The sequence below is a fragment of the Paenibacillus sp. CCS19 genome (assembly GCF_033239625.1).
In the GTDB taxonomy this organism is placed as follows: domain Bacteria; phylum Bacillota; class Bacilli; order Paenibacillales; family Paenibacillaceae; genus Paenibacillus_T.
Map to the genome: position 1 here is coordinate 89,672 of NZ_BTCK01000022.1, position 12,265 is coordinate 101,936.

General features: G+C 51.6%; 12 protein-coding genes and 1 riboswitch. Of the genes, 9 read left to right on the forward strand and 3 right to left on the reverse strand.

Translation table 11 applies throughout. The annotated features are described in order from the left end of the window. Positions 1-78: 78 nt before the first annotated feature. From SBI19_RS16270 to SBI19_RS16285, 4 genes are all read left to right on the forward strand, one after another. On the forward strand, positions 79-225 hold the full coding sequence (locus tag SBI19_RS16270; protein ID WP_317970002.1) for a hypothetical protein: 147 nt from the start codon (positions 79-81) through the stop codon (positions 223-225). Continuing rightward, complete coding sequence (locus tag SBI19_RS16275; RefSeq protein ID WP_317970003.1) at positions 226-909, forward strand: hypothetical protein; 684 nt, start codon at positions 226-228, stop codon at positions 907-909. A 15-nt stretch (positions 910-924) separates the two neighbouring features. Continuing rightward, positions 925-1,371, forward strand: a complete 447-nt coding sequence (locus SBI19_RS16280) for a hypothetical protein (RefSeq protein ID WP_317970004.1) — start codon at positions 925-927, stop codon at positions 1,369-1,371. Between the two features lie 332 nt (positions 1,372-1,703). Continuing rightward, on the forward strand, positions 1,704-2,579 hold the full coding sequence (locus SBI19_RS16285; protein WP_317970005.1) for an AraC family transcriptional regulator: 876 nt from the start codon (positions 1,704-1,706) through the stop codon (positions 2,577-2,579). A gap of 296 nt (positions 2,580-2,875) precedes the next feature. Here SBI19_RS16285 and SBI19_RS16290 read toward each other — a convergent pair whose 3' ends face one another. Further along, on the reverse strand, positions 2,876-3,991 hold the full coding sequence (locus SBI19_RS16290; RefSeq protein ID WP_317970006.1) for a pectate lyase: 1,116 nt from the start codon (positions 3,989-3,991) through the stop codon (positions 2,876-2,878). A gap of 567 nt (positions 3,992-4,558) precedes the next feature. On the opposite strand from SBI19_RS16290, the gene SBI19_RS16295 reads away from it, so the two are divergent. Genes SBI19_RS16295 through SBI19_RS16310 form a run of 4 tightly spaced genes read left to right on the forward strand, consistent with a single transcriptional unit; the run spans position 4,559 to position 8,376 of the window. Next, positions 4,559-5,689, forward strand: coding sequence for an ABC transporter ATP-binding protein (locus SBI19_RS16295; protein WP_317970008.1), 1,131 nt, complete (start codon positions 4,559-4,561; stop codon positions 5,687-5,689). Continuing rightward, the gene (locus SBI19_RS16300; RefSeq protein WP_317970010.1) at positions 5,679-6,488 is read left to right on the forward strand and encodes an ABC transporter permease; all 810 of its coding nucleotides are present in this window, start codon (positions 5,679-5,681) and stop codon (positions 6,486-6,488) included. The genes SBI19_RS16295 and SBI19_RS16300 overlap by 11 nt, the downstream gene beginning before the upstream one ends. Continuing rightward, a complete protein-coding gene (locus SBI19_RS16305) occupies positions 6,488-7,306 on the forward strand; it encodes an ABC transporter permease (protein WP_317970012.1) in 819 nt (272 codons plus the stop codon). The genes SBI19_RS16300 and SBI19_RS16305 overlap by 1 nt, the downstream gene beginning before the upstream one ends. After that, positions 7,303-8,376, forward strand: coding sequence for an ABC transporter substrate-binding protein (locus tag SBI19_RS16310; RefSeq protein WP_317970014.1), 1,074 nt, complete (start codon positions 7,303-7,305; stop codon positions 8,374-8,376). The genes SBI19_RS16305 and SBI19_RS16310 overlap by 4 nt, the downstream gene beginning before the upstream one ends. A gap of 139 nt (positions 8,377-8,515) precedes the next feature. Here SBI19_RS16310 and SBI19_RS16315 read toward each other — a convergent pair whose 3' ends face one another. Continuing rightward, positions 8,516-8,926 carry a GNAT family N-acetyltransferase gene (locus SBI19_RS16315; protein WP_317970016.1) on the reverse strand — a complete coding sequence of 137 codons (411 nt, stop codon included), beginning with the start codon at positions 8,924-8,926 and terminating at the stop codon, positions 8,516-8,518. A gap of 120 nt (positions 8,927-9,046) precedes the next feature. Continuing rightward, a riboswitch (ZMP/ZTP riboswitch) is annotated at positions 9,047-9,127 on the forward strand. Between the two features lie 63 nt (positions 9,128-9,190). Here SBI19_RS16315 and SBI19_RS16320 point away from each other — a divergent pair. Next, the gene (locus tag SBI19_RS16320) at positions 9,191-10,036 is read left to right on the forward strand and encodes a bifunctional 5,10-methylenetetrahydrofolate dehydrogenase/5,10-methenyltetrahydrofolate cyclohydrolase (protein ID WP_317970018.1); all 846 of its coding nucleotides are present in this window, start codon (positions 9,191-9,193) and stop codon (positions 10,034-10,036) included. Positions 10,037-10,234: 198 nt separating this feature from the next. Here the strand turns inward: SBI19_RS16320 and SBI19_RS16325 are convergent, their stop codons facing one another. After that, the gene (locus tag SBI19_RS16325) at positions 10,235-11,848 is read right to left on the reverse strand and encodes a sensor domain-containing diguanylate cyclase (RefSeq protein ID WP_317970020.1); all 1,614 of its coding nucleotides are present in this window, start codon (positions 11,846-11,848) and stop codon (positions 10,235-10,237) included. Between the last annotated feature and the right edge of the window lie 417 nt (positions 11,849-12,265).

A 12,265-nucleotide genomic window follows, 5' to 3' on the forward strand; every position in this document is an offset into this window, starting at 1 on the left:
GTAAGCCGCGCAAGCATACGCTTGTGCGGTTTTTTTTGTACAATAAAAGTCGGATGTGGTGTTTCGGCTGCTGTTACGATGTTCGGAAGTCGTTTCTATACAGAGACGCTGCCTGAAGTGGGCAAGCTGCTGACAGCAATGGCGACCGGCCAAATTAAAAAAGAAGATATCATTAACTCGATGGTCGATTCTTTTGTTGAAGAGTATATCGAGCCTATCAATTAGATGTTTACATTCGCTGTGGATGTAGTCAAGAAACAAGCAACGTATGGTGAAAGTAAGGAATTCGGTTACAATCTACAAAAGATGATGGAAGCAATAGCGATTGCTAGCGTTTCTGCAGGAATAGGACCAGCCGTTGCCAAGGTTGCTCCGAAGCTTGCAGAAGGGATTATGGACTTAGGGAACAAATTAATAAAGAGAGGAAAACAGGCCGAAGAGGTAGTAAAAGGCGGGCCTGGTGTTAATCTGCCGATTGATGAGTTTGATGATAGTCAGTTTTATGAGGATGCTTATGCGTACAGGAATAATGGGACAGGAAATCTCAAACAAGACATGTTGAATAGTCCTCTGAGTAAAAAATGGGGTGTTCTAGAGGATGGAACAAACCAAGGGATAAAACATTTTGCAGACTACTGGGATAAATACCCAGATAGAATCCCGTCCCTTGCCATGAGGCTGGGAGTAGACGAAATCTTGTTTGAGAACTCAGTGAAGGGGTTTGAAAATTTCACTAAGCAGGCTGAAAAAGTTATAAATAACGGGGTTCTTAGAGAAGTGAATGGAAAAGAAATCTATTATTTAGACGGAGCGGAAAATCCTAAAAAGGGGATTGTTGTAATTGTAAAGGATGGCAAGATTCAATCAATGATGCCTAGTGATCCAAAATCATTTGCAAAATTACAATAACATGGAGGAAACTATATGGGGATTGAAGGAAGAGTAGTACAGATGTTTATTGATGGATATGAAAGACTTACTCAGCTAGATGTTAATGCTATTAATAAAAAACTATGGGTTCACTTCATTCAACATGAAGAGTACCTAGAGCAAGGTGAACAATCCAAAATTCTCACTGTTGGTCAATATGCTAATTTTGAGGTTGGAATTGATTTAGCTAGTGTTTGTATAGAACCCAAGTATGTAATGACCGATACTAATGCTTTTATTCAACCTATTGATGAGTCCTCTCATGTAATAGTAACTGCTAATGTAGTGGATATCGAGGACGATTATAGTATAGTTTGCAGTATCAAGAATTTAGGCGAGGCGATTTTAGTTGAGTTTGAAGAAAAAATAAACGTGGGAAAAGGCGAGAGAATTACGTTCAAGGGTAATTTGAAAGCAGATCAACTCGCTGTATTGAATTGATTCAAAACTAGGTTATTTATATTAATATGATTTCTTATCAACAAAAACCTTGATTGGCTTCATGCCATTCAAGGTTTTTGTTATATTCGTCGTTTCAAAGGATATTCTAAATACTACGCAGCTATAAGATGATAGCCAGATTAAGCAGGTGGCAAGGTCCGACTAGTTGATGGGGGTACAATGGGATACACACCTAAGATTGGAGATAGCATCAGTCATACTAATTAGGTAAGCCGCGCAAGCAACCGCTTGTGCGGTTTTTTTTGTACAATAAAAGTCGGATGCGGCGTTTCGGCTGCTGTTACGATGAGGTTGGAAGGGGAGTCGGACGAATGGATTCGCTTAAAGCAATGAATGACGCCATGTCGTATATCGAGCGCCATCTGGCGGAGGAGATCGACTATACGGAAGCGGCGAGGAGGGCGTACTGTTCGGCGTATCATTTTAAGAAAATGTTCACGTTCTTAGCCGGCATTCCGCTCTCTGAATACGTTCGCCGCAGGCGGCTCACGCTCGCTGCCTACGAGCTGCAAGGCGGAGAAGCGCGTGTGATTGATATCGCGGTAAAGTATGGCTATGGCTCCGCTGATTCATTCGCGCGAGCATTCCAACAGCTGCATGGCATGACACCGTCGGAGGCGAAGGTGAGCAATCATTCGTTCAAAGCTTATCCGCCGATGACCTTCCAGCTTACCGTACAAGGAGGAGTCGAAATGAATTATCGGATCGTGGACAAGGAAGCGTTCCGTATCGTCGGGTTGATGAAGCGGGTGCCGATTGTGTTCGAAGGGGTTAACCCGGAAATCGCCGCTATGTGGCAGAGTCTCGATATGGAGAAAATCGGGCTGCTGAAGCAACTTGCGAACACCGAGCCTGCAGGTATCATTAGCGCTTCCGTCAATTTCTCGGAAGGCCGGATGGAGGAGCGGGGCGAGCTGGACCATTATATTGGAGCGGCAACGACAGAGCCATGTCCGGAAGGATGGGCGGCGTTGGAAGTGGCTGCATCTACATGGGCCGTATTCGAGGCAGTTGGTCCATTCCCGCAGACGCTTCAGCAGGTATGGGGGCGTATCTACTCCGAATGGTTCCCGTCTTCTGGCTACGAGCTGGTAGAAGGACCGGAGATGCTGTGGAATGAAGGCAAAGATACAACTGTGCCGAATTATCGGAGCGAGATTTGGATTCCGGTCGTGAAGAAGGCGTAGGTGTCGAGCGATAGCGCCGGTGAGCGGAAGGCTGACGGACTCAGCGGAAGGCTAAGGACAGAGCGGACGCTATATGCTCGTATTGGATGATCTGCTGGACTTAACGGACTGAGCAGCCCTTATTACGGCGGTTAGGTGCCAATGATGGCGCGAAACCGCTGAATAGGGGCTGCTGTGTCTGTTACAAGCGCTGAAGCGCTATTTTGAACACAATAGTGACCGTGGAGTCCGTTAGCGTAAAATCTTTCTTACTTGTTGATAGCTACCAGGGGAGTGGCACCCACCAACTAAACATACTAGTACGCCGTATTGTTCGCCTCGGTCACATGCTGCACGTTGTACCACTTGGTGCCAACGTTGTGATAAAGCGTATTCGTCATCGTTACCGTAGTCGTTGTGCTGTCCGTACGGAAGATCGATTCCGACATATTCGAGATGTCGCAGCTGTCGATGTAGACGTCGGTCTTGAATGTTGAGCCGCCGAGCTGGCGGATGAATTTGCCGGCGTTGCTCGCTACGAAGTTATACACATTGAATCGACCACCCGCATTGAGCTGGAACACTTTGTCGCTTCCGTTATAAGCCGCGCCGCCGTTAATTGTAACCGTACCGGCAGCTTTCATCGTCAGCGCATCCTCGCCGATATCGGTCCAGACGATGTTGGATAAGTAGGCGTTGCCATACGTATGAATGCCATCCGCAGCTGGTGATCCGAGTACGACGTTCTTCAGCGTCGCACCATTCTCTAAGCGGAAGACAGGCTTCTGGCCCTCAGCCTGGCTGCCGTCACCGAGAGCGGAGCCCGCAATGAACGTTCTGCCTTTGCCATCATACACCTGACCTGCTGCTACGACGATCGTCGAGTTCACCGTTGTGGAGCTTGGCGATACCTTCACGAGCGTCCACTGTTGGTTCGCGCCTTCAAGGTCCGTCCATTGGTTAATGTTTGCGCCGGCTGTTGTCGAGAAGTTGTACACCTCTGCTACCTTACCGCTATTGCGGTTTTTCAATTGTACATAGCCACCGCTGTCTTCGAGTTTCCAGTGCTGATTGTAGTTGCTTTGGAAGTTCTGCCACTGCACGATGTTGCCGCCATCCGCTGTAGACCAGCCATATACCTCAAGTGCACGTCCGCTGTTTGCATTAATGATCTGATAATAGCCGCTGCCGACGCTGACGAAGCGCCACAGCTGATTGTCGCCGCCAAGATCCGTCCATTGGGATACGTTCGCACCGTTCTCGTGTGCATAGTTATATACCTCTAGTGCCTGACCGCTGTGGCGGTTAATGATTTTGTACAAGCCTTGGTTCGTGACCGATGCCGCATCTGCTTGTTTCGGCTGTGAGAGCAGCGGAATAACGGTGAGCGTTACGGCGAAGATGGCGATAAGCGTAATCAACTTCTTAATCATGATAGATCCTCCTTAGTTTTTGGGGTTAAAGTAAGCGCATTCAATTATAAAAGTGTTAACGAGCCTCCTCTCTTTGTTAATGATTCCATTGTAGCAGAAGCACACCGATTTAAAACCATATTTTAGTTAAACTTATCAAAATAAGTCTAATGAACCGAGAAATATTTGTTCGTAGTTCGTGGGGCGTAGCTAGTTGGACGTGCGCGTAAAGTTGGACAATAATGGGAATGTTAGCGATTGTCTGCGGCTATTTTCCTGCTGACTGGAATGTTTATTGCATGGATTTTCCCATGATATATAATGAGGGCATAAGAGAGACAGGAGCCGACAGGGTTTGCTGGATCCAATAAGCAGAGTGACTTTGAGCTCCTCTCAAAGATCCTGATGTAGCAGCAGAGTGACTTTGAACTCCGTTCAAAGATCCTGATGTAGCGGCAGAGTGACTTCGAGTAAGCAGAGTGACTTTGAACTCCGTTCAAAGATCCTGATGTCACGTTCAAAGATCCTGATGTAGCGGCAGAGTGACTTTGAACTCCGTTCAAAGATCCTGATGTAAGGAGTGATACTATGAGCGACAACAATACGATCATTCGCTTCGAGCATGTGACCAAGCGATATGACAATGATGCGCCCGTGCTGAACGATGTCAGCTTCGAGATCGAACGGGGCAAGTTCTACACGCTGCTCGGTCCGTCCGGCTGCGGCAAAACGACGGTGCTTCGCCTCATTGCAGGCTTCATGGAGCCATCGGAAGGCTCGATCTACTTCAATGGCAAGCGGATCAATGAGGTGCCGGCGAACCGCCGTCAAGTGAATACGGTATTTCAGGACTATGCGCTGTTCCCGCATCTGAACGTGTTCGAGAACGTGGCATTCGGCCTGCGGATCAAGAAGCTGAAGAACGACGTTATCGCGAGCAAAGTGCGCGAAGCGCTCCGTTTCGTCAATCTCGAAGGGTACGAGAGCCGTGAGATTACGGAGATGTCGGGCGGTCAACGCCAACGCGTCGCGATTGCGCGCGCGATTGTGAACGAGCCGGAGATTCTGCTGCTGGACGAGCCGTTGTCCGCGCTTGACCTGAAGCTGCGCACCGAGATGCAATACGAGCTTCGCGAGCTGCAGCGCAGATTGGGCATTACGTTCATCTTCGTTACGCATGATCAAGAGGAAGCGCTTGCGATGTCGGATGAGATTTTCGTCCTCAACAAAGGTACGATCCAACAGAGCGGAACGCCGACAGATATTTACGATGAGCCGATCAACCGTTTCGTTGCCGACTTCATTGGGGAATCGAACATCGTCGTTGGACGAATGAAGGAAGACTATGTCGTCGAATTCGCGGGCCGGACGTACGAATGTATGGACGGCGGCTTCAATAAGGACGAACAAGTCGAGATTGTGATCCGTCCAGAGGATCTGGAGATGACGCAGCCGGAGAGCGGCAAGCTGAAGGCGCGCGTCGATACGCAGCTGTTCCGCGGCGTTCACTACGAGATCATTGCCTATGACGAGGCGGACAACGAATGGCTCGTACACTCGACGAAGAAGGCGACGGTAGACGAGTGGATCGGGCTTGACTGGGAACCGGCAGCCATTCATGTCATGCGCTTCAACGAGACGGAAGAAGAGTTCGATAAGCGAATCGAGGCGTACACCGAAACGGACGAAGAAGAGGAAGAAGCCGAACATGTCCGTTAAATCGCGCAATCTGTATCTGATCCCGTACGCCGCGTGGATCGTATTGTTCGTCGTCGCGCCGATCGCGCTGATCGTTTATTATTCGTTGTTCGATATCGAAGGGAAGTTTACGTTCTCGAACTACAGCAGCTTCTTCACGCCCGTTTATATGCGGATGACGCTCAGCTCGTTCTGGTACGCCTTTCTGATTACGGCCTTTTCCTTGTTGATCGCTTATCCGGCCGCCTATCTGCTGACGCGTACGAAGCATAAGCAGCTATGGCTGCTGCTTATTATTCTGCCAAGTTGGATTAACCTGCTGCTGAAGGCTTACGCCTTCCTGGGGCTGTTCGGTACATACGGCATCGTGAATGCGGCGCTGGAGACATTCGGCATTGGCCGTCAGCAAATTTTGTTCACCGACTTCAGCTTCGTGTTCGTATCGGTTTATATTTTCATCCCGTTCATGATTCTGCCAGTCTTCAATGCGCTTGAGAAAATGAACCCGTCGCTCATCGACGCTGCGCGCGACCTTGGCGCTTCGCCATGGATAACGTTCCGCCGCGTGGTGTTCCCGCTGACGATCAATGGCGTGAAAGCCGGCTGCCAAGCGGTGTTCATTCCGGCGCTGTCGCTGTTCATGATTACGCGTCTCATCGCGGGCAACCGCGTCATTACGCTCGGTACGGCGATCGAGCAGCATTTTCTCGTCACGCAGGATTGGGGAATGGGCGCTACGATAGCCGTGTTCCTCGTCGTTATTATGGCGCTCATCATGGTGCTGACCGGTAATCGCCCCAAACGGGAGGTGAATCGATAATGGCTTCGCAACGGACATCCCGCGGGTGGAAATGGTCGAATCTGTATCTGATCGCTGTGTTCGTCGTGCTCTACGCGCCGATCTTCTTCCTGACGCTCTACTCGTTCAACAGCGGCGGCGCGATGCACGACTTCGAGGGCTTCACGCTCGAATGGTATAAGGAAGTGTTCGCGGACACGCGGCTGCTGATCATCGTGCTTAATACGCTCGTCATCGCACTGCTATCCTCGGCGTTGTCGACGATATTAGGCGTACTTGGCGCCCTTGCGATTCAGCATGTGAGACGACGCCGGACGCAGAATACGCTGTTGGCGCTTAACAACGTGCTTATTGTCAGCCCGGACGTTATTATCGGCGCGTCGTTCCTCATTCTGTTCACGATCGTCGGCATTAAGCTTGGCTTCGTATCGGTGCTGCTTGCGCATATCGCGTTCAGCGTCCCGATCGTTGTCATCATGGTGCTGCCGAAGCTGGAGGAGATGAGCTCGACGTGGATCGACGCTGCGCGCGACCTTGGCGCCAGCCGTACGGACGTGCTCACGAAGGTTATGCTGCCGTACATTCGGCCGGGCATCTTCGCCGGTTTCTTCATGGCGCTGACGTATTCGCTGGACGACTTCGCGGTAACGTTCTTCGTAACGGGCAACGGCTACTCCACGCTCGCTGTCGAGATCTATTCCCGTGCAAGGCAGGGGATCTCGTTGTCGATCAACGCGTTGTCGACGCTTATATTCCTATTCACGATCGTACTCGTGATCGGGTATTACTTCATTAATCAGCGAGGCAACCGACCGCCGGGAATGGAGGTGCAGAAATGAAGCAGCTCGTTCGAATGTTCATTGCCGTATTCGCAGTCGCCTTTGCGCTTATGTACGGTGCTCATCTGCTCAACTCCTCGGAAGGGTATGCGGGCAGCAATACGCTTACGATTTATAACTGGGGCGACTATATCGACCCGGATCTGATCACCGCGTTCGAAGAGGAGAGCGGTCTGAAGGTCATCTACCAGACGTTCGATTCGAACGAAGCGATGATGACGAAGATCGAGCAGGGCGGCACCACGTTCGATGTGAGCGTCCCTTCGGAATATGCGATCAGCAAAATGAAAGAAGAAAACCTGCTGCTCCCGATCGACCACAGCAAGCTGCCGAACTTAAGTCATATCGATGAGCGGTTTCTCAACTTGTCGTTCGACCCGGATAATGAATATTCGATTCCGTACTTCTGGGGGACGGTCGGCATCGTGTACAACCCAAGCATGCTGGATGACTGGCAGATTAAGAGCTGGAACGACCTATGGGATGAACGGCTGCGCAATCAGATTCTGCTCGTCGACGGTGCCCGCGAGGTGATCGGTTTCGGCTTGAACAGCCTCCATTACTCGCTCAACGATACGGAAGAAGCGCATCTGCAGGAAGCGAAGAGCAAGCTGTCTACACTGACGCCGAATGTGAAAGCGATCGTCGGCGATGAGATCAAGATGCTGCTCGCGAATGAAGAGGCAGCGGTAGGCGTCGTCTGGTCGGGTGACGCATCCGAGATTATGAGCGAGAATGAGAACCTCGATTATGTGGTACCAGAGGAAGGCTCGAACTTGTGGTTCGATAACATGGTTATTCCGAAGACGGCGCGCAACATCGAAGGTGCGTACAAGTTCATGAACTTCATGCTCGATCCGGAGCATGCGGCGCAGAATGCAGAGTATGTCGGTTATTCGACGCCGAACAAGGACGCGCTGGCACTGCTGCCAGAAGACATCTCGGGCGATGAACGGTTCTATCCGGCACCGGAGCTGACCGAGAAGCTCGAGGTATACCGCAACTTGGGCAAGCGGATGCTCGCGCATTACAACGAGCTGTTCCTGGAGTTCAAGATGCATCGTAAGTAGGGGAGAGCCGGAAGGCAGGCTGTCCCAATACAAAAGGCTGTCCATGCACTGGCCGACTTCACGCAGGATGATATCCTGGGGGAGTCGGTCGGCATAGGACAGCCTTATTGTGTAACATCAAATTGTAGGCGTTATTGATTTAGCTCAGCGTCTTGGTCATGATAATCTCCAGCGGCTGTGTATCGAGCACGAGGCATCCGGCATCCCGATAGCCCAGCTTGCGATAGAAGTGCTGTGCGCCTTCGTCGGCTTGCGTCGATGTCATGACGAAGGTATGGCCGCGCTGCTTCATATCCGCTTCCCAGCGGAGGACCACTTGCCTGCCGATGCCCGAACCTCGGAAGGGCTCATCCAACCAAATCAAATTCATGAAGGGTGTATTGTCCCAGAAGTAGCCGTATCGCATCCAGCCGAAATAGGAGCCGTGTTCGTCGCGGAGGATGTAGATTTCTTTTTCTTTTATTTTGGCAAGGATAAGATGCTCTGCAATATGGCGGTCGCGTTCGCGAATATAGGAATAATCGGATTCGATAGCAATGTCGATGTGCATGGCAGTTCCCCCTTTTACGGACACCATAACACTCGGCCCACAATTTGTAAACCGCGTCATCCACAGCGGTTGACTGTGCGGAACAATCGTTGATAAACTATTGAATAGTTAGACAATTGAATCGCTGCGTGTGACTGGCGGAGCATGGGGAACCATGAGGAAGCACGTAGTAGCAATAAGCCGTACGCCTGGGCAGAGATAAGTGCAGTTAATGCGCTTATCTCTTTTTGTTTGTTATCCGATAAACGAAGGGATGTCGTACGAATGAATGAACCATTGATTCTCGACGGAAACAAAGTGGCGGCGCATATCAAGGAGCAGTTGGCGGTACGGGTGGCGGGGCTGGCGGAGAAAGGCGTTGTGCCTTGTCTTGCAACAATCTTGGTCGGCGACGATCCGTCATCGGCAACGTACGTCCGCATGAAGGGCAATGCGTGCAAGCGCATCGGCATCCGTTCGATTCGCGTCGACCTGCCGTCTTCTACGACGACGGAACAGCTGATCGCGGCGATCCAGCAGTTGAATGAGGACGATAGCGTGCACGGTATTCTGCTGCAGCACCCGGTGCCGCATCATATCGATGAGCGGGCGGCGTTCGAGGCGATCGCGATCGAGAAGGACGTGGATGGCGTAACAACGCTTGGTTTTGCGCAAAATGCTTTCGGCTTCGCGCAGTATCCGTCCTGCACGCCGGCTGCGATTATTGCGATTCTCGATTATTACGATATTCCAATCGAAGGCAAACATGCTGTCGTCATCGGCCGCAGCCCGATTCTCGGCAAGCCGGTATCCGCGATGCTGCTTAACCGCAACGCGACAGTCACAACATGCCACTCGCGGACGAATGGACTGCCCGAGCTTGTTGGACTCGGCGACATCGTTGTTGCCGCCGTCGGCAAGGCGAAGTTCGTGAAGGGCGATTGGATCAAGCCAGGAGCGGTTGTGCTCGACGCAGGCTACAATGAGGGCAACGTCGGCGACGCCGACTATGAAGCTTGCGCGGAGCGCGCGAGCGCGATCACGCCAGTGCCGGCGGGCGTCGGTCCGGTCACGATTGCAACGCTGCTGAAGCATACGGTGGATTCGGCGGAACGAGCGGCTGCGAAGTAGATTATTTGGGTCACTTAGCGGGGGGCTCCTTCTATAACATAGACGCATAGAAAAAAGCGTTGCTCAGTGACTCAGCAACGCTTTTTCTATGCGCTCATTTACTCCAACGAAAGCTGTGTCCATAGGGGCATGTGACTCTCGGTACCTAGTTGCGTACACGACGCTGTCCTGCCATCGTCACGAGGTAAAACGGCTAAATCACGTGGAACGTTGATCAACCGAGTCTTTTCCCGGCGCAGCTATCATGGTCCGATTGCGGCCAGCTTCCTTCGCTGCATACAATGCCTCATCCGCTAGGCGAATCAGCGTGCTCGAATCGCTGCCGTGCTGCGAAGATACGGCGACGCCGAGCGAGAGCGTAATGACGCGGTTAGCCGGCGTCGGTTCCTTCTCCATCGCTTTGCGGATTCGCTCCGCGAGTCGGAATGCCTCGTCAGCTGTAACACGTGGAAGCAGCGCGACGAATTCTTCACCGCCGAAACGGCAGCAAATATCGCTGGAGCGGACCGACCGCTGCATGACTTGGGCCAAACATTTCAGCACTTCATCGCCAATCTGATGCCCGAGCGTATCGTTGACGCATTTGAACCGGTCGAGATCCATAATGATTAAGCCGAATGGAACGTTTGTTGCGGTCCATTCGCTCAACACTTCCTCCATCGCGCGCCGGTTCATCAGCCCAGTAAGCGGATCGACGTGGGCAGCATGCGACAGCTCCTCGGACTGCTTGCGCAGCGTCTCGACGGCAAGCACGACGGTCTGCGATAGGACATGCGCCTCGCGGTTCCAGTGGTTCGGGCTCACGGGTGGAGGCAGCTCGTTCGTACCTGCTGCTTGCCCAATATAGTCCGTGAGGGCGGCGAAAGGCAGCGCGAGCTTGCGTGCAATATACATGGCAGCCAGCATGATGATGAGGAAAGGCAGCGACATGTAGATGATCGTCGAACGAATCTGACTGTTGAGCTGTTCATAGACAGTCTGGACTGGCGACTGCATGACGATGCCCCACCCGGTATTGGGTACAGATGCATAACCTGCAAGATAGGTTCTGCCCTTCAGGTTGACGACTTTGGCTTCGCCTGTCTGACCGTGCATCAAGTTCTGTACGACCGTATTGCGTGAAACATCTTCCGCTAGTCGGGACTGGTCTGGGTGGAAGATCAGCTTGCCGCTGGAATCGACGACATAGAAGTACGAGCCGTTGTCTTCGACCAGATTGCTGCCGAAGATCGTGTTTAGAATATTTTTCTCTTGCAAATAGATGGTCCCGCCGATGAATCCCTCATATTGATTATTTTCATCGAAGATTGGTTCCGACATTAGAATGATCAGACGTCCTGTTGTGCTCACATAAGGCGTCGACAGATAAGAAGCCCGTGATGTAAGCGCTTCTTGAGAGGCTGGTGTCGTAAGCTTGGTACCCTTCAACGCAATGGCCGGAGGCGAGATGCTCTTGACCACGCCATCGGTATCCACCCAGAAGAGCGAGTTGAAATAGCTGCTCGACTTGCGCGAGTTCTCAAGGTGATCAATGATGCTGGATTCGTTCAGCGATGGGTGCTCGCTCAAGTAATCCGCCGCTGTTCGGAGATTCGCACGCATGGATTGGAAGAGCGAATTCATCGTCAGGCTCATTTTCTGAGCGCTGGAATTGTTCATCCGAAGAGTTGTATCGTACAGCGTTTCGCGCTGTGATTGATAGGACGCAGTCATGGTGAAGACAAGCGTGAGCAGGACGGATATGGCTGTTAGTGTGGACAACAGCATGGGCAGAGACAATTTGTATTTGTTACGTGTAATCATGTGAAGCATGAAGCTCGTTCATCCCCTGTTCTCGTGGGTTCAAAGATGGCGTGATAATAACAATTCGACAAATTGTGCGCGAATCCTCTAGCAGGAATTGTTAAAAACTGTATCAGTTGAAGGGGAGCAGGAATTGGGTTGTGAATGGGGTGCGGTCAGCGACCGTGATAAGGTGCAGAAATGCACCATATGGGAGCGAATGAGGCGGAGCGAGCGAGATAAGGTGCAGAAATGCACCACGTGGGAGCGAATGAGGCAGAGCGAGCGTGATAAGGTGCAGAAATGCACCACATGGGAGCGAGTGAGGCGGAGCGAGCGAGATAAGGTGCAGAAATGCACCACATGGGAGCGAGTGAGGAGGGCCGAGCGAGATAAGGTGCAGAAATGCACCACATAGGAGGCGAGTGAGGAGGGCCGAGCGAGATA

What these genes read in the sequence shown, in the direction of transcription:
- SBI19_RS16320 (WP_317970018.1), top strand. Translation starts at nt 9,191, where the DNA reads ATGAATGAACCATTGATTCTCGACGGAAACAAAGTGGCGGCGCATATC.
- SBI19_RS16290 (WP_317970006.1), bottom strand. Translation starts at nt 3,991, where the DNA reads ATGATTAAGAAGTTGATTACGCTTATCGCCATCTTCGCCGTAACGCTC.
- SBI19_RS16270 (WP_317970002.1), top strand. Translation starts at nt 79, where the DNA reads ATGTTCGGAAGTCGTTTCTATACAGAGACGCTGCCTGAAGTGGGCAAG.
- SBI19_RS16280 (WP_317970004.1), top strand. Translation starts at nt 925, where the DNA reads ATGGGGATTGAAGGAAGAGTAGTACAGATGTTTATTGATGGATATGAA.
- SBI19_RS16300 (WP_317970010.1), top strand. Translation starts at nt 5,679, where the DNA reads ATGTCCGTTAAATCGCGCAATCTGTATCTGATCCCGTACGCCGCGTGG.
- SBI19_RS16325 (WP_317970020.1), bottom strand. Translation starts at nt 11,848, where the DNA reads ATGCTTCACATGATTACACGTAACAAATACAAATTGTCTCTGCCCATG.
- SBI19_RS16285 (WP_317970005.1), top strand. Translation starts at nt 1,704, where the DNA reads ATGGATTCGCTTAAAGCAATGAATGACGCCATGTCGTATATCGAGCGC.
- SBI19_RS16295 (WP_317970008.1), top strand. Translation starts at nt 4,559, where the DNA reads ATGAGCGACAACAATACGATCATTCGCTTCGAGCATGTGACCAAGCGA.
- SBI19_RS16305 (WP_317970012.1), top strand. Translation starts at nt 6,488, where the DNA reads ATGGCTTCGCAACGGACATCCCGCGGGTGGAAATGGTCGAATCTGTAT.
- SBI19_RS16315 (WP_317970016.1), bottom strand. Translation starts at nt 8,926, where the DNA reads ATGCACATCGACATTGCTATCGAATCCGATTATTCCTATATTCGCGAA.
- SBI19_RS16275 (WP_317970003.1), top strand. Translation starts at nt 226, where the DNA reads ATGTTTACATTCGCTGTGGATGTAGTCAAGAAACAAGCAACGTATGGT.
- SBI19_RS16310 (WP_317970014.1), top strand. Translation starts at nt 7,303, where the DNA reads ATGAAGCAGCTCGTTCGAATGTTCATTGCCGTATTCGCAGTCGCCTTT.